Annotated in this window: 17 protein-coding genes; 8 read left to right on the top strand and 9 right to left on the bottom strand. The window is 32.6% G+C overall.

Translation table 11 applies throughout. From position 1 onward, the window contains the following. Positions 1-45 precede the first annotated feature (45 nt). A complete protein-coding gene (locus ACQ654_RS17220; protein WP_430411592.1) occupies positions 46-762 on the bottom strand; it encodes a DUF547 domain-containing protein in 717 nt (238 codons plus the stop codon). Between the two features lie 279 nt (positions 763-1,041). Between ACQ654_RS17220 and ACQ654_RS17215 the strand changes: the two genes are divergently transcribed. The 7 genes from ACQ654_RS17215 to ACQ654_RS17185 all read left to right on the top strand — a co-directional run bounded on the left by ACQ654_RS17215 (position 1,042) and on the right by ACQ654_RS17185 (position 9,469). Then, positions 1,042-2,388, top strand: coding sequence for an NAD(P)/FAD-dependent oxidoreductase (locus ACQ654_RS17215; protein ID WP_430411591.1), 1,347 nt, complete (start codon positions 1,042-1,044; stop codon positions 2,386-2,388). A 24-nt stretch (positions 2,389-2,412) separates the two neighbouring features. Next, positions 2,413-4,269 (top strand): 4Fe-4S binding protein, encoded by a 1,857-nt coding sequence (locus tag ACQ654_RS17210; RefSeq protein ID WP_430411590.1) that lies wholly within the window; start codon positions 2,413-2,415, stop codon positions 4,267-4,269. A gap of 167 nt (positions 4,270-4,436) precedes the next feature. Next, positions 4,437-4,913 (top strand): toxin-antitoxin system YwqK family antitoxin, encoded by a 477-nt coding sequence (locus tag ACQ654_RS17205; RefSeq protein ID WP_430411589.1) that lies wholly within the window; start codon positions 4,437-4,439, stop codon positions 4,911-4,913. A 100-nt stretch (positions 4,914-5,013) separates the two neighbouring features. Further along, positions 5,014-5,751 (top strand): glycosyltransferase family 2 protein, encoded by a 738-nt coding sequence (locus ACQ654_RS17200; protein ID WP_430411588.1) that lies wholly within the window; start codon positions 5,014-5,016, stop codon positions 5,749-5,751. Then, a complete protein-coding gene (locus ACQ654_RS17195) occupies positions 5,752-7,257 on the top strand; it encodes a cellulose synthase family protein (RefSeq protein WP_430411587.1) in 1,506 nt (501 codons plus the stop codon). It abuts the gene before it with no gap. Then, positions 7,254-8,657 carry a mannosyltransferase gene (locus ACQ654_RS17190; RefSeq protein WP_430411586.1) on the top strand — a complete coding sequence of 468 codons (1,404 nt, stop codon included), beginning with the start codon at positions 7,254-7,256 and terminating at the stop codon, positions 8,655-8,657. Before ACQ654_RS17195 ends, ACQ654_RS17190 begins: the two co-directional genes overlap by 4 nt. Before the next feature lie 89 nt (positions 8,658-8,746). Then, entirely contained in the window at positions 8,747-9,469 is a 723-nt protein-coding gene (locus tag ACQ654_RS17185; protein WP_430411585.1) for a hypothetical protein, read from the top strand. 72 nt (positions 9,470-9,541) lie between these two features. Here the strand turns inward: ACQ654_RS17185 and ACQ654_RS17180 are convergent, their stop codons facing one another. The 4 genes from ACQ654_RS17180 to ACQ654_RS17165 are packed head-to-tail and all read right to left on the bottom strand — an operon-like array spanning position 9,542 to position 12,414. Then, a complete protein-coding gene (locus tag ACQ654_RS17180) occupies positions 9,542-10,207 on the bottom strand; it encodes a response regulator (RefSeq protein WP_430411584.1) in 666 nt (221 codons plus the stop codon). A 6-nt stretch (positions 10,208-10,213) separates the two neighbouring features. Further along, a complete protein-coding gene (locus tag ACQ654_RS17175) occupies positions 10,214-11,905 on the bottom strand; it encodes an ATP-binding protein (protein WP_430411583.1) in 1,692 nt (563 codons plus the stop codon). 37 nt (positions 11,906-11,942) lie between these two features. After that, a complete protein-coding gene (locus ACQ654_RS17170; RefSeq protein WP_430411582.1) occupies positions 11,943-12,197 on the bottom strand; it encodes a hypothetical protein in 255 nt (84 codons plus the stop codon). A 37-nt stretch (positions 12,198-12,234) separates the two neighbouring features. Then, positions 12,235-12,414 carry a hypothetical protein gene (locus tag ACQ654_RS17165; RefSeq protein WP_430411581.1) on the bottom strand — a complete coding sequence of 60 codons (180 nt, stop codon included), beginning with the start codon at positions 12,412-12,414 and terminating at the stop codon, positions 12,235-12,237. Positions 12,415-12,801: 387 nt separating this feature from the next. Between ACQ654_RS17165 and ACQ654_RS17160 the strand changes: the two genes are divergently transcribed. Further along, on the top strand, positions 12,802-13,566 hold the full coding sequence (locus tag ACQ654_RS17160) for a hypothetical protein (RefSeq protein WP_430411580.1): 765 nt from the start codon (positions 12,802-12,804) through the stop codon (positions 13,564-13,566). A 38-nt stretch (positions 13,567-13,604) separates the two neighbouring features. On the opposite strand, the gene ACQ654_RS17155 is transcribed toward ACQ654_RS17160, so the two are convergent. The 4 genes from ACQ654_RS17155 to ACQ654_RS17140 form a co-directional block, all read right to left on the bottom strand. Further along, on the bottom strand, positions 13,605-14,540 hold the full coding sequence (locus ACQ654_RS17155; RefSeq protein ID WP_430411579.1) for a pseudouridine synthase: 936 nt from the start codon (positions 14,538-14,540) through the stop codon (positions 13,605-13,607). Positions 14,541-14,660: 120 nt separating this feature from the next. Continuing rightward, positions 14,661-15,617 (bottom strand): carbon-nitrogen hydrolase family protein, encoded by a 957-nt coding sequence (locus tag ACQ654_RS17150; RefSeq protein WP_430411578.1) that lies wholly within the window; start codon positions 15,615-15,617, stop codon positions 14,661-14,663. Positions 15,618-15,708: 91 nt separating this feature from the next. Further along, entirely contained in the window at positions 15,709-16,623 is a 915-nt protein-coding gene (locus tag ACQ654_RS17145) for a geranylgeranylglycerol-phosphate geranylgeranyltransferase (protein WP_430411577.1), read from the bottom strand. A gap of 13 nt (positions 16,624-16,636) precedes the next feature. After that, a complete protein-coding gene (locus ACQ654_RS17140) occupies positions 16,637-17,566 on the bottom strand; it encodes a mevalonate kinase family protein (protein ID WP_430411576.1) in 930 nt (309 codons plus the stop codon). Positions 17,567-17,574 lie beyond the last annotated feature (8 nt).

The following is a 17,574-nucleotide window of genomic DNA, read 5'->3' as shown; positions in this document are numbered from 1 at the left end:
TAATTCAATATTTATAATAGTGTCACATCGAGTAGAGTGGAGATGCTATTTCGTTTGATTCAATTTCCAGTTATACGGATAGTAACTAATTTTAGATTTTGCCGCTATTTTTTCTTCTCTATACTTATTAATAAAGTCGATTTCGTTTCCGCTTTGAGTAAAATCTTCTTTATACCATTTCATTATTTCAGAAAGTTCCACACGTTTTTTCTTTGCATTTACTTTGATGAATTCATCATTATTTAAAGCAATTCGTGTTTGTCTATCTAATTGTTTATCAAGTGTGTTTGGCATATATGCTTCTGGAATAATTGGAGGACAACCTAAACCTGCACAGACCAATACAAAGTGAAAACGCGCATCGTTAAACTGTCCGCGTAACAACTTGTGTTCTATATCATTCAATGTAATTTTTTTTCCGCCTACAGTATGTTTTGTTTTATCGAAGAAACCGTTAATATCTAAAGGAGATTTTACAGGATAGTTGTTTACAATTCCTTTAATTACAGATAAATTGTAAATATTTATCCAATATGCTTGATACGTATTTGCATCACTTTTAGCAACTGTGATACTATTGGTAGAAGCTAAAATTTCATCTAATTCTGCTGTATTTTTTTTAATAGCTTTGTAATTAACCTTTCCATCTTTTACGTATGCTTTAAAAAAAGTATCTGAAGCTTTAAAGAAAGTATTTGTATTTTGCGCAACACCAAAAGCGGTGATAAATACAGTAATAAGGGTGATTGTTATATGTTTCATAATAATTTTTAAGTCAATTTCAATTTGTATTGATGCTTAAGTCACTAAAAAACATAGGAACTTACAAACTTTCAAAAAAAAGTTGCCATCGTATATATAATTGATTTTCAAGCGCGAAACAGGTTGCCATTTTATTTAAATCCTTACAAAGAAATTTTAATTTATAATTATTCTAAATTCTATGTCCGAATATAAGTTCTTAACTTTACTATCGACATAACTTTCGACACAAACCAATTCTTGCACGGACAAGAATCATTAAAAACCAATCACATTCTTATGGAACATATTGTAATTATAGGTAATGGAATCTCTGGAGTTACAGCCGCCAGACATATCCGAAAACTTTCCGACAAAAAAATTACTATCGTATCTGCTGAAACGGATTATTTTTTCTCGCGTACAGCGTTAATGTACGTGTACATGGGGCATATGAAGTTTGAACATACACAACCATACGAAAATTGGTTTTGGGAAAAGAATCGTATCGAACTTAAAAAAGGATATGTAAAAGAAGTAAAAGATGCTTCTAAAGAACTCGTTTTTGCCAATGGAGAAACCATGTATTATGACAAACTCATCATTGCAACAGGTTCAAAACCCAACAAGTTTGGTTGGCCAGGACAAGATTTAAATGGTGTTATGGGAATGTACCACAAGCAAGATTTAGAAAAGCTGGAAACATATGCACCTAACAACAACGTGTGTAAACGTGCGGTTATTGTTGGTGGCGGATTGATTGGAATTGAACTCGCAGAAATGCTTCAAAGTAGAGATATTCCAGTGACTTTTTTGGTTAGAGAAGATAGTTTTTGGAATGGTGTATTGCCTGCTGGCGAATCAGAAATGATTAACAAACATATAAAAGAACATCATATTGATTTACGCCTAGGCGTGAATTTACAAGAAATTAAAGCAGATGAAAACGGAAACGTAAAATCGATCATTATAAAAGAAACTGGTGAAGAAATTCCATGTACAGTTGTCGGATTAACCGCTGGAGTTTCTCCAAATGTTGATTTCTTGAAAGATTCAAATATTGAAATTGGTCGCGGTGTCAAAGTAAATAGACAATTAGAAACGAACGTTAAAGATGTATATGCTATTGGCGATTGTGCCGAACAACACGAACCTATTGGACAACGCAGACCTATTGAAGCAGTTTGGTATACAGGTCGTATGATGGGCGAAACGTTGGCGCAAACCATTTGCGGGAATTCGAAAGAATACAATCCTGGACATTGGTTCAATTCGGCTAAGTTTTTAGATATTGAATACCAAACATATGGTTGGGTTTTTAGTGAACAAGGACAACCTGATTATGAAAAACACTTTCACTGGAAACACCCAAAAGCACATATTTGCATTACAATTGCATACCATAAAGAATCTAACAAATTTTTAGGAATCAATACCTTTGGAATTCGCATGCGTCATCACAGTTTTGATACATGGCTCAATGAAGAACGCTCGGTAGAATATGTTTTAACCCATTTAGCAGACGCAAATTTTGATCCTGAATTTTACAAACTTCACGAAAAAGAAATTGTAGCACAGTTTAATCAAGAAAACAATACCAATATTCAACTCAAAAAGAAAAGTTGGAAACGAATTTTCAGTTACTAATCACCACATTTTAAAAATCATATTATGAAATTCATTCGAATTGCAGGACTCTATATATTTATTGCCTCAGTATTGTTATTTATTGCAACGATATTTATGGGGAATTATACCTTAACTGAAACATCTATTCAACAAACATTCAGTGGAAAAAAAGCAAGAGTTGCCAAAACTTTTACAGCTGTTGCTAAAGAAAATGGTGTTTTAGACAAAACATATAACAGTCAATTTTCTTTTATGAACGATGTTAAAACATTGTTTGACAAACACAATCAACGTGTTGCTGAAGCAGTTGCAGAAGAAACTGGAATATCTACTACAGAAACAAATAACATTATCGTAGCTTCCACTCAAGGTGGAAATGTTACGTATACAAAAGATGTTTTACAGCAAAATTTACCCAAAGCGAAAGTTAAATTGCTAACCGACGCAACTAGCTGGATGTTTAGTCCTGATAAAACCTATGATACTGTTGATGCTTTTAAAAATGATTTGACGAATAAAATAACTGAAATCAATCGTAGTCAGGCTGGAGAATTTTTACTGTACGATAACAAATATTCACGTTTTGATATTACCGAACGTGCAGCCTCAGGAATCATTGCCAACAACAAAGGGCTCTTTTTATTCTTAACTTTTGGATTAGGAATTATAGGTTCGCTTATGTTTATAATTACAGGATTATTCTTAAAACCAATTCCTGGCATCAAAAACAATGGAATTTATTTACACAATGCAACCAATCGTGGTTGGGTTGGTATTGCTGTGTTTGGATTTTTAGTTACTTTTTATGTGCTACTCTATTTTCACCCGTACATTATTGCCAATTGGACAAATATTGTTGATCCACTAAAAAGTGCATTTATCAAAAATGGTTCGGCTTCACAATGGTTTTTATACGGAATCTTATATTGTGTATCCATGATTGTGATGGGAATTCGCATGTTTATCAAATATCGTCACAATCAATATCAAATAGTAAGAACCGCAAGTGTCTTATTTTTCCAAATCATCTTCGCATTCTTATTAGTAGAAATATTACCATTATTTGATTTACCTGGTGTCGATTTAAAAAACGCATGGCCGCTAGATTATAATTTCTTAACCGATTGGAATGTAAAGAATTATTTAAACGCAGGACATTTAGGAAAGTTCATGTTCTTTTGGGGATTCATTCTTTCTATTATTGTAGTACCAACTTTAGTATATTTCTATGGAAAACGTTGGTATTGTTCATGGGTTTGTGGTTGTGGCGGATTAGCCGAAACATTAGGAGATCCATACCGTCAATTATCGGACAAGCGTTTAATTGCATGGAAAATAGAACGATGGATGATTTATTCAATCTTAATTTTTGCAATAATCATGACTGTTATTGTCGGTTACAATACCTATAATATCATTTACAATCCAGCAAATGTTGGTGATAGCACGTTGTTTGGAATCAACGCTTATAAAATTAATGAATGGTATGGTTTCTTAGTAGGATCAATTTTCGCTGGAGTTATCGGAACAGGTTTCTATCCAATTCTAGGAAATAGAACTTGGTGTCGATTTGGCTGTCCGTTAGCTGCATATATGGGAATTGTGCAACGTTTTAAATCTAAGTTTAGAATTACAACAAATGGTGGACAATGTATTTCATGTGGAAACTGCTCAACATATTGCGAACAAGGAATCGATGTTAGAGCATACGCACAAAAAGGACAAAACATTGTACGTTCGTCATGTGTAGGTTGTGGAATTTGTAGTGCCGTTTGCCCAAGAGGAGTTTTAAAATTAGAAAATGGAAGTGATGATGGCGCAACACGTCACGAAGTTCCCGAAGTAATTTTAGGAAACGATGTTGATTTATTTCAAATGCTTGAGGAAAGTAAAAAGTAGTGAGTTATTAATATTGAGAATTGAGATTATTAAAAATTTTAAATGCTAAATTTTGAAAATTAAATATAATACAGAAGTAACTATTGAAATTTCATTTAACATTTATAATTTAAAATACAACATAAAGAAAGCTAAAGGCAAACAGCCAAGAACTAAAAGCAAAAAAAATGAAGTATCTATTTTTCATCTTATGTCTCAGTATTACATTCAGCGTAAGCGGACAAAAAAAGTATTATAAAAGTTATTACGATAATGGTCAACTCAAAGAAGAAGGTTGGATAAAAAATGATATCAAAACCAAGTATTGGACGTTTTATTATGAAAATGGAGCTGTTAAAAAAGAAGGACGTTTCAAAAATGGGAAACCAAACAAATATTGGTATTTTTACCGTGAAAATAAAACAAAGCAACGCGAAGGACATTATGTAAATGGTGTAAAAAGTAAATGGTGGCTTTTTTATGATGAAAACGAAAAAGTAAATCATAAATGCCAACTGAAAAATAATCAAAAAAATGGCTATTGTTTACGATATGAAAATGAAAAACTCGTTCGTGCTGAAAAGTATAAAAATGGTGAAAAAATTGGTGAATGGACCGATTTGAAGAGTTTCAAAAAAGAAAATAGTGTTTGGGATTTACGATGATAAGTAAAAATCCTTTTGTGTCATTCCACACTTGTTGCGGAATCCATTATAAAGTAAAAGCTAATTAAAAATTAAATTATAGATTCCTGCCTACGCAGGAATGACAATACAAAAAGCCGAAGGCAAACAGCCAAAAGCTAAAAAACAATATATGATTATAAAAGTCATCATTCCTGCATACAATGAAGAGGATTCTATTGCAAATGTTATTCAGGAAATCCCCAAAACTGTAACTGAAATTATTGTCGTTAGCAATAATTCAACCGATCATACAGAAGTAAATGCAAAAGCTGCTGGCGCAACGGTTTTAAAAGAACCAAAAAAAGGATATGGATATGCTTGTTTAAAAGGAATGGAATACATTTCCAATCAAGAAGAAAAACCTGATATTTTGGTGTTTTTGGATGGCGATTATTCCGATTACCCTGAAGAATTGACAAAAATAGTTGCTCCAATTATTAAAGATGACATTGATTTTGTCATTGGTTCAAGAGTGAAAAAATTACGCGAAGATGGTTCTATGACGCCACAACAAGTATTTGGAAATTGGTTGGCAACGTTCTTAATGAAACTATTTTTTAGAGCAAAATTTACCGATTTAGGACCTTTTAGAGCAATTAAATATGATAAACTCTTAAAGCTAAATATGGAAGACAAAACGTATGGCTGGACAGTTGAAATGCAGCTCAAAGCATTGAAACAGAAACTATCATATGTGGAAGTTCCTGTAAAATATAAAAGAAGAATTGGCGTCTCAAAAGTTTCAGGAACCGTAAAAGGTACTATATTTGCTGGCGTAAAAATTTTAGGTTGGATTTTTAAATATAGTTTTAAATAGATGGAGTTTGATGCAGAATTTTTTAAACTAGGATTGTCTTTCTTGGTAATGGCGATATATGCAATTGCGTTGCTATTGATACTCTTATACAGCTTGGCGCAATTGAACTTATTAATCAATTACTTACGAGCAAAAAAACATACAGATACCTGTCCAAAGTTTAACTTAAACAATCCGGCTGAAATTCCGTACGTAACTATTCAGCTTCCCGTGTACAATGAATTGTATGTAATGGAACGCTTGCTAGATAATATTGCACTGATTGACTATCCAAAAGACAAACTTGAAATTCAAGTATTGGACGATTCTACAGATGAATCTGTCGCTTCTACAGCCGCACAAATTAAAAAATTACACGCAAAAGGACTCGATATTACACATATTCGTCGTGAAGATAGAACTGGCTTCAAAGCTGGTGCTTTAAAAGAAGGGTTAATTGACGCAAAAGGTGATTTTATTGCCATATTTGATGCAGATTTCTTGCCGAAAAAAGATTGGCTTAAGCAAACAATTCCATATTTCAAAAATGAAGAAATTGGCGTGGTACAAACACGTTGGGGACATATTAACCGTGATTATTCATTGTTGACTAAGATTCAGGCATTCGCGCTTGACGCACATTTTACACTGGAACAAGTTGGACGAAACTCTAAAGGGCATTTTATCAACTTTAACGGAACAGCCGGAATTTGGCGCAAAACCTGTATCATTGACGCTGGAAACTGGGAAGGTGATACGCTTACCGAAGATTTAGACTTAAGTTACCGAGCGCAGTTAAAAAACTGGAAATTCAAATACTTAGAAGATGTAGAAACGCCTGCCGAATTACCTGTTGTTATTAGTGCCGCACGTTCGCAACAATTCCGTTGGAACAAAGGTGGCGCTGAGAATTTTCGAAAAATGATAAAGCGTGTTATCTTTTCAAAAAACATATCGCTCAAAACAAAAATCCACGGAATTTTACACTTACTAAACAGTACCATGTTTTTAAATGTGCTTATTGTCGGAGTCTTAAGTATTCCAATGTTATACATTAAAAATACGTACGGACATTTAGAAATTTACTTTACAATTTCAAGTTTCTTTATCATTAGTACTATCATATTTTTTGTGTGTTTTTGGTTTCCTTACAAACGTGTACAAGGTGGCGGATTTATGAATTTTGTTGATTATATAAAAATGTTTTTTACCTTCTTTTCGGTTGCAATGGGATTCTCAGTTCACAACTCTGTTGCCGTTTTAGAAGGTCATATTGGGAAACGAAGCGAATTTGTACGCACACCAAAATTCAATATTAAAAACTTGAAAGATTCTTGGAAAAACAACAAATACATCAAAAAGAAAATCTCAGGAAATACAATCATTGAAGCTATTTTAATGGTCTATTTTTTATTTGGAATGTATAGCGCATATCCGTTAAATGACTTCGGGTTGTTTCCGTTTCACTTGATGTTGTTTTTAGGTTTTGCCTTTGTGTTTTTTAATTCGATCCGATCTAAAGTGTGATCAATTTTAACGGAAAATATCATACATTTTCTATCACACTTGTGCTCATCAGCATCTTTGTATACTACTATATTGGGTATCCGTTACTACGAACTGATGTCACACTATTGATTTCATTATATGGAATTGCTTTTCTGAGTTTTTTCGGATTGATCCGATTGGAAAAGAATAATTTTGTTTTCCTTACGGGAATTGCCATCGTTTTGAGATTAGTTTTTGTGGGAAGCATTCCAAACTTATCACAGGATTTTTACCGTTTCATTTGGGATGGAAGAATGCTCATAGAAGGCTGGAATCCGTATTTATATTTACCAAACGATTTAATGGCTTCTGGCACGGCACCAATCGCGGAAGCACAAGAATTATTTAACGGAATGGGCAATTTAAGTGCGTCGCATTACACCAATTACCCGCCAATAAATCAATTGTGCTTTGCCATTGCAGGATTCTTTTCAGGAAAAAGCATCGTTGGTTCAGTGGTAATTTTACGAATTTTAATTATTCTAGCCGATATAGGAACGTTCTATTTTGGCAAAAAACTGCTTTCAAATTTAGGTATACCTATCAACAATATTTGGTTATACATTCTAAATCCATTTATCATTATTGAACTTACAGGAAATTTACATTTTGAAGGCGTGATGATTTTCTTCTTCATTTGGAGTTTGTATTTGCTACAAAAAGGTGCTTGGAAATGGGCGGCTGTAGTATTGGCTTTTTCTGTTTCTGTAAAGTTGATTCCGTTACTCTTTTTACCCATCTTTTTTCAATGGTTTACCAAACATAAAATAAGTGAAATCAGTAAAATAACGTTTCAAACCGTTTGGAAAGGCGTTTTAAAACTTGTTGCTTTTTACGGAATCGTACTTGGAACTATCGTTGTTTTATTTTTACCATTTCTTTCAAAACAATTTATTGAAAACTATCAACAAACTGTCGAATTATGGTTTCAAAATTTCGAATTCAACGCAAGTATTTATTATATCGCACGTTGGATTGGCTACAAAATTATCGGTTGGAATATGATTGCTACGATTGGAAAAATTACCCCAATAGTTGTTCTAGTTTTTGTGATAGGAATTAGTCTTTTTAGAAATAATAAAGATTTTCAAAAAACAATAACTGCATTGCTTTTTGGGCTTTCGTTTTACTTTTTTACAACGACAACCATGCATCCTTGGTATTTGGCAACATTGCTTATTTTGAGTGTGTTTACCAACTACCGATTTACCGTTGTTTGGTCGTTTATGATTATTTTTAGTTATACTGCTTATAGCAATGAAGGATATGCAGAAAACTTGGCTTTTGTTGCCTTTGAATACATTGTTGTGTATGGATTTTTAAGTTACGAATTATACAATCAATACAAAAACAGGTTGCATTTGAAGGCTTCAACCTAATTTTTTTTGAGTACTTTCTTTCCTTAGAAGCAAAAAAATCTCGTTTTTTTTCAGTATTTTTAAGTTCAAAACCAATACATTAACTTACTATGAAAACATTACGCTTATTACCAATCGCACTTTTATTTTTATATAGTGCTTCATTATTTGCGCAAATGAGTGGCGCTCCAAGAGAATTTGAAAGTACTTCACAAGTGTATGATGCACTTTTAAAATTTATCAATACGAAACAAAAAGATCCGTACGAAATAGATTGGGACAACGTAAAAGGAAGTCCATATTTGTATGAACAATATAAGGTAGGAACATTCTTTATTGGAGATAAATCGTATGGACAAGTGCTCATGCGATTAAATACATATTCAGATGAAATAGAGTTATTGCCAGAAGAAGGTCAGGAAACAGAAGCCTTGATGAAAGTTACCAATTCCAAGGTTACATTTGAAAATAAAACATTAAAAGTATATACGTACAATGATGATGACGGATATGAAAAGCAAGGATATTTCTTAGTATTAAGTGACCATAAAAATGTGTCTTTGTTGTTTCGAAAAAAATGTGTTTTCTCTCCAAATGAAAAGGCTCCAACTGCAAATCAAGCAAATAGAGCTGCAAAATTTACACAATACGATCGTTATTATATTGTAAAAGAAGGAAATAAACCTGTTGAAGTACAGCCTAAAAAGAAAGCTGTTATTAAGTTATTTCCAGAAAAAACAGACGAAATAAAATCGTATATAAAATCAGAGAAGTTAAAACTAAAAAATCAAGAAGATTTTGCCAAGTTGATCACTTACATTGATTCTCTTTAGATACTATAAAAAACATCAAAAATAAAATCCACTATGATAGTAAGTAGTGGATTTTTTTATATTTTATTTTTTTTAAATCAATCCTAAATCTTTTGCATTTGCTATTAAGTGTACCGCATTGTTTGCTTTGAAATAGATTTTGAGTTTACTCACGCGTTTTTCAATAGAACTTAAGCTATTAGGAGAGATACTGCGTCCTTTTAAATCTTCAGAAATTTCATCCTGATTTAATCCTTTGGAAAGCAATTTTAGCAAACCAATGTCATAATCATCAATTTCCATATCTTTTTTGTTGCTAAGTGCCATTTTCACTTCTGGTGAAAGGTGTGTTTTACCATTTGCAACTGTTTTGATGGCTTTCACTAATTCTTTCAAGCTTTTTCGACCCTTACATACATATGCATCAATTTTGTATTTATTAAAAAGCCTGCGTACTTGTTGCAATTTATCTTCTACAGAATAGACAATTACTTTTATATCTGGCTGATCACTTTTTAATTTGGCAACCAATTCTTCACCAGATTTTAACTTTTCTTCTCTGTGGTCTTTTTTAAATGATAAATCTGTAATTAACAATTCATAAGGCGCATTATCTTTGCGCGCTTTTTTAGCTTTCAAATCAGCATCATCACAATACTGAGCTTGATCTATTGTTGCAATTTCCAACTCGGAAAGTGCAGTAAGGACACCTGCGTTGATGTCATCCATATCTTCGGAAATTAATACTTTTTGAAACATAGGCTATCATACTGGAACATTAATAGTGAACTTACAACCCTTATGAAGTTCTGTATCAAAAGTAAGCGATCCTTGGATTGCATGAATACGGTTTTCCGCATTTTGGAGTCCATTCTTTGAAATTTCCTCAGAAAACCCTTTCCCATTATCGATATATTGGATGAATAATTTTTTATTGGCTTTTTCTATGGAAACGACTACCAATGCTGCATCACTGTGTTTTTTCATATTGGTTAACAATTCTTGTAATACTCGGTAAATAGTTGTTTTTATGTGTGAAGAAATATCTTTCCAAATTTCTACTTCGTAGCGTTTTAATAAAACATTTACATCATCCGATTGGTAACTACGAAGCAAATTATTGAGTTCATCAGGAAATCCTTTTCCTGTATCAACATTTTGAATTTGCTTTGAAATATCACGTGCATTATTGTAGATAGAGTCCAATTTATCCAATACCATTTCTTTATTAGGTTCAGAAGTTTCTAGTTGTGTCATCAGTTTGTAGACATCATTGGCAAGTTCGTCATGTACTTTAGAAGAAATTCGTGCTTCTGTAGTATGAACCGTTTTTACTTTTTCAATTTTATGACGACGTTTTATTTTTTGGTAGATGAAATAAATAATAACGATCGTAACTATGAATATCAATAAGACAATAAGTAATAAATTTCTAGATTGAGCAGTTTTTTTCTCAGCTAAAATTTTATCATTCTCGGAAATTATTACTTGATTCTGCGCTTTTATTTTCTGGTTCTCTTCTTTTTTATAATCATATTTTGCATTCGCAATCAAACTCTCTGAAGCTTGTTCTTTGAGCTTAATTCGTTTTCCTATTTCTACATATTCTTTTAAATCAGAATCACTAAAGTCAACAGACATTTTTAGTTCTAATGCTTCAAGAAGAGAATTTTCGTTATCAGACTCTCTTGCATATTTTAGTGCATCAGCAACATACTTTTTATAAGTTGATCTGTCTTTATTTTTATTGATTTTTGCTAATTTAAGATAAATTGAAAAAAAACCTTCGGTATAATTCAACTCCTTATATATTGATAACGAACTTTTTAACAAAGAGTCTGAACGCTTATTATAATTGTTTTTTAGGAATAATGTATATGCTAGATTACCACGGATACGGGCTTTTTCTATTTCACTTATATTACTATTAGCGTCAATCAACAGGTTTTCATATATTACAACAGCCAAATCATACTCTCCTATTTCTTGAAGGATGTTGGCCTTCGTATTTTTATATGTTTCAACATGTTCAGGCTTTATTTTTTCGATTCCACTTGATGTTTTTGCTAATGCTAAAGCTTCGTCTATTCTCTTTTCTGCAATTTTTAAATCTCCTTTTTCTTTCGCTGCTACTGCAATTATGAAATATAAACCACTTAGTGTTGGTACATCATTTGATTTTTCTGCATATACAAGTCCATCTAGAGCAGTTAACTGACTAGCGCCAAAATTACCTATGCTTTTTTCTAAATTTGCAATGTCATTCAGCTTTTTACCTACATTCAAACTATCATCTATACTCAAATACAGTTCTTTAGCTTCTAAGTAGTTTTTATATGACAATTGAAGTTTACTTTGTTTTTTATAAATGAGTCCTTTTCTAGATCTTGCTTTAGCCATATACAGTGTATCTGTATAAAGTTTAGCTGTTTCATATAATGTATCTGCATAAAACATTGCAGAATCATATGTGCTATTTTTTCTATAAAAGCTTTCAAGTCTTAAAAGAGATTTTTTTATATAAAAACTTATTTTCTTTGATTCTACTTAACCTTAATTCTTTGTGAAGAAGTATAAGTGCGCTATTTAATTCCTTTATTCTAATTTTTTCTTTGACAACTGAATCTAATGCTACAAGAGCTTGATCTTCTTCTAATGTTTGGGTATCATTTTGTTCAGTATCACACGACACTATTAGAAGCAATAGTATAAAAAATAAAAAGAAGGATGTCGCTGGTAGTAGTTTCATCCTTCTAAAATAGTAAAAATATTATTATAAGAAACGATTAGTTTCCTGTACTGCTAATATCATCATCATCTTCTTCATCTGGTAAAACTTCACCATCATCACCTTCAGTGGCTTGGTGTTTATATTGTATTTCATCTTCTGCAATTGAGTTCGGTGTACAAGAAAATATTGCTCCATTGAGGAAAACCGTAAGTATTATTAAGCTGAATTTTTTCATTTTGTTAGAATTAAAATTGGACATAAGTGTTGCTGTCCGAGGAATACTCAGTGTGTTCATCAACAGCAACACGTTGAAATAGAAAAGGCGCCGTTTTCTTGTGTTTTAGGAAGTGTAGAGACAATTGCAGATAGTGTAGCTACTTCCGGGAGCCGTCCTATTGCTTCTTATCTCAAGAATAAACCGAGTATTAAATGCAGGAGATCAAGTTGATTTAAACTTCAGTTTGAGAAATATTTCTGAAGCAAATTAACTGAGGAATTGTTGGAATTAATGGAAGGTTTAAGGAAGAGTTCGGGAAAGTTTAGGGAAAGTTATTTCCCTTCATTTTTCATGTATGATTCTAGTTGACGCTTTGTTGGAAAAGAATCCTAAAAACTACAAGTCATGCATAAACAATTAGTACTAAGTGCTTTTAAGAAAGCAAAAGAAGAAGCCAAAGCAGCTACGGGCGTAAACATGTCCATTACTGCGTTGGCTAAAAAAATTTCAGATTATATGTTGGAAGAATGTCGTTTTCAATATCATGAAAAGAGTCTGCGAAATAAGTATAATTCAGCCCTGAAAGAAGATGAAAGTTTAGAGCTAAAAAGCGCTGTAGCAAACTGCCTTTGTTGCTATTTGGGCTATGAAAGTTATGAAGAATTTGTAATTAAAAATAGAGTCGAAAAGGAAGAGTTTTCTATTACAGAACAGAAGCTTGATAATCCTATAAAAACTTCCAAAAAAGTGAAGAGTGAACCAACTTCTCTTGGTGAGAAATTAAAGATTGTGATTCATAAAAATAAGGTAACCCTAATTTTCTGTTCTCTAATTTTTCTACTGTATTTTGGATTGTACATGATTGATCGGCAACGCTGGATGATTTGGAATAATAACCATTGTGTAGAAGTTCCTTTTAACGTGAATAAGTATGGAATGGAAAATTTAAAACTGTATAAACACGAGCGAATAAAGAATTTTGCAAAAGTAAATCCAGATTGTAATTATACTTTTTTTAAACTCGATGGAAGTGAAAATCTATGGTATCAAAAATCTGCAAATGGAGAATTAGATTTTTTCACATCATATGGCTTGCATCCAGAAACTGGAAAAACATTGAAGAAAATTACACCATATATGATTAGAAAATATATTTGTGAATCGTATTAAAACAAAAAAACCTCCCAAAATTGAGAGGCTTTATTTTTTTATAAGTTTTTTAAATTTATAACTTCCTGAGCTGTTAAATGTCGCCAATTACTTCTTGGCAAATCTTTTTTCGTCAATCCTGCAAACAGCACTCTATCCAAACGAGCTACAGTATACGATAAATGCTCAAAAATTGCTTTTACCAATCCGTTGCTTCCAGAACTTACTTTGATTCCAACTTCACGTTTTGAAGCTCCATGAATCCAAGAAATTTCATCAACTTCAAATACATTTCCTCGGATATTAACTCCATCTTTAATTTTATTGAAATCTGCTTGACTTATATTTCGATCAAGTTCAACATGGTATATTTTACGTACTCTTTGACTTGGATCGGTTAATTTTCTTGCCAATTCACCATCATTCGTAAACAATAATAATCCTGTTGATTGACGTTCCAAACGACCTACAGGTACAATTCTAGATTTTGTTGCCGTAGCTACTAAATCCATTACCGTTTTACGATCTTTCTCGTCTTTTGTAGTAACCAAAAATCCTTTTGGTTTGTTTAGTAATACATATTCTATTTTTTCAGGATTGATAATTCTTCCATCAAAACGAACTTCGTCATTCAGTTGTACCTTGTAACCCATTTCCGTGATTACTTTACCATTTACCGTCACACTTCCAATAGAAATGTGCATATCTGCTTCACGACGTGAGCAAATACCTGAATTTGAAATATATTTGTTTAAGCGAATCTCATTTGGATTGCTTGATGATTTTGCTTTTGGTGCAGTTGACTTCTTTCTGTAATTTGGCTTTTTCCCATCAAAAGGCTTCTTTCCTTCAAAAGATCGCTCTCCATCAGAAGACTTTTTTCCATCGAAAGGCTTTTTCCCTTCAAAAGATTTCTTCTTATTGAAAGGCTTTTTTCCTCCATTATCTTTACTGCCAGACTTCACTTTACTCTTTCCGTGTCGTTCTTTTGCCATTGTACTATATGCTATAAATTTTGCGCAAAGATACTTTTTAATTTATGATAAACGAAGCTACATTCAATTATTCGTTTTATAGTTTTAAAAAAGGTAATTTATTCAGTATCAACTCCTAACCTAATCCTTTATTTTAATCGTACTTTGACGTTCTCTGTTTACGGTGAGTTGCGTTACATCTGGGCGCGAATAATGTCCGACAGCATCAAAGTTTTGTCGTTCTTCTAAAACGCTGTTAAAATCGAGCGTAGCAATCAGTAAACCTTCTTTGTGTAATACTGGCTCAAGTAACCATTCGCCATTAGGTTGTGCAATACACGATCCGCCATTTGCCAATTCATCAGGAACATTTTTTAAGATTTCTTCCAAATGCGGGACATTGTCTGGAATGTCTTCTTTTCGCATCAAACTAGACACAGAAATTACATATGATCGTGATTCGCGGGCAATAAATCGAGTAATATCTTTAGTATTTACTTCGCTTCCTGGCCAAACTGCAATGTGTAAATTTTCACCCATTCCATATAACGCAGCTCTTGGTAACGGCATCCAGTTTTCCCAACAATTGAGCCCACCAACAGTAAAATCTTTTAATGGATGTACTTTTAAACCATTTCCGTCGCCACTTGCCCACGTTAAGCGTTCTTCATACGTTGGCATTAATTTTCTGTGCATCGATTCTATACTTCCATTTTGGTTAATGTACCCTAATGAACAGTAAATACTATGTCCGCCTCTGTCTACTGCGCGTTCCATTAAGCCTAAATAAATAGCAATATTGTGTTGCTTTGCTAAGTTGCAAATTTCATCTAAATCACCTTTTTCAACTTGAACCGAATTTTGTACATAATGGCTATGAATTTCTTTTTGTATAGTAGAATCAAACGCTGCACCATTTGTATTTGCTACCCAAAACGGATAGCCTGGCAATAATGCTTCGCCAAAAACAATGAGTTCACAGTTTTCTTTGCTTGCGTTGAAAATTTGCTCTTTTATTTTGTCAAGTGTTTTTGATTTATCTAACCAAACTGGGGAAATTTGCGCCAACGCGACTTTTAATTCATGTGAAGATGACATAGCTTTATTTTTGCTACAAATTACCAATTTTCACGAAGAAAAACGCACTTCCAAATCGCTTTAACAATTTTGAATTATTTGCGACTTTTTATCACAAAACAGTTGTAATTTTATTCAGAATAGAATCTATATTTAGTAATGGAATACTGAAAACACCTGCTACAATAATGAATTTTAATATGTTATGAAGTAATAAATAGTGCGATCTTGCAGTTGCTCTGTACAATACTACAACAGAAAAAATCAGTAATAGAATACTTCCGCAAAAGTAAAAACGCATGTATCCTGTATCGTATTGAGAAACTAAAAAGATCGTGACTGATATAGCAATGATTACCGATAACGTGATGAGTCCTTTGGATACTTTTTCACCATAAATGATTGGAATGGTTTTGTAATCTTGTGCCAAATCGCCTTTGATATTTTCTAAATCTTTGATGAATTCACGGATGAGAATTAATAAAAAGAGGAAAGCTGCATGCACAAAAATGACGCTACTTAAGTTTCTGTAATAGATAAAAACCGTAAAGAAAGGTGTAATTGCCAATATGGCTGATGTAAGATTTCCTAAGAATGGAATCTTTTTCATTTTGTGTGAATAAAACCAAATTCCGAAAATATACGCCGAAAAGAAGATTACCGCATTCAACGATGCAAAACTTGCTATTACAACCGAAATAAAGTTTAGTGTAAAGTACGTTGCTATTTTTGTACGTTGACTTACCAACCGATCTAACATTGACTTTTTAGGTCTGTTGATTAAATCTTTTTCTGCGTCGTAAAAATTATTGATGATATATCCTGCGGCAATGGCAACTGCCGAAGCAAAGATTAATGCAAACAAACGACCGTCAAAAGCTATTTCCATAAAGCCTTTTTTGGGAGCCAAAATAAATTTAGCCGCCAAATATTGTGCAATTACGATAATGAGAATATTATAGCCTCTTACAACAGAAAACAAGCTGAAGAGTTTATAGTAAAATAGCTTGCGTTTTCTAGATAACATGTGTGTCTACACTTTAGAAGTTATAGACTACTTCCAGTTTGTAATCTTTTAATGTTTCTTTCGTTTTGTTGATGTTTTGTGTGAATCCAAGAATGTATCCACCACCACCAGAGCCACAAAGTTTTAGGTAGTAATCGTTTGTTTCAATTCCTTGTTTCCAAAGAGAATGAAATTGTTTAGGAATCATTGGCTTGAAGTTATTGAAAACCACTTTAGACAATGATTTTAAATTTCCAAATAATGATTTCACATCTCCTTTTAAGAAATCTTCCACACACGAATCTGTGTGTTTGATAAACTGATTTTTTAGCATTTTACGAAAACCTTCTTGCTTCATGTTTTCCATAAAAATATTGACCATTGGAGCAGTTTCCCCAATAATTCCGCTATCTAATAAAAATACCGCGCCGTTTCCAGCTTCGTTTTGAGAAGGAATTCCTGTAGGTTCAATATTATCTTTCGAATTGATTAATATTGGTAAGCTTAAGTAACTGTTTAACGGATCTAAACCAGAACTTTTTCCATGAAAGAATGATTCCATTGCACCAAAAATAGCTTTCAATTTTAGCAATTTTTCTCTCGTTAAGTTTTCTAAAACTGTAATTTTATTATATGCATATTTATCATAAATAGAAGCTACTAACGCTCCAGAACTTCCAACGCCATATCCTTGCGGAATTGAAGAATCGAAATACATTCCTTTAGCTAAATCACTTTTTAACAATGCAGTATCAAACGTCACTAAACGATCTTCTAAAGCATCCAAATGATCTGCAAATTTCACCAAGCTTTTGTTTGAATCGATTGCTTCTTGCGAAGGGTTTTCGTCAATTTTCAATGCGCCTTTGTAGAAATTATAAGGAATTGAGAGTCCTTTAGAATCTTTAATAATTCCGTATTCTCCAAAGAGTAAAATTTTTGAATAAAAAAGTGGTCCGTTCATGTTCACTT

This window comes from Kordia sp., from assembly GCF_965283645.1.
In the GTDB taxonomy this organism is placed as follows: domain Bacteria; phylum Bacteroidota; class Bacteroidia; order Flavobacteriales; family Flavobacteriaceae; genus Kordia.
Note: the sequence above shows the minus strand (reverse complement) of the source record. Positions and strands in the feature narration are given on the sequence as shown.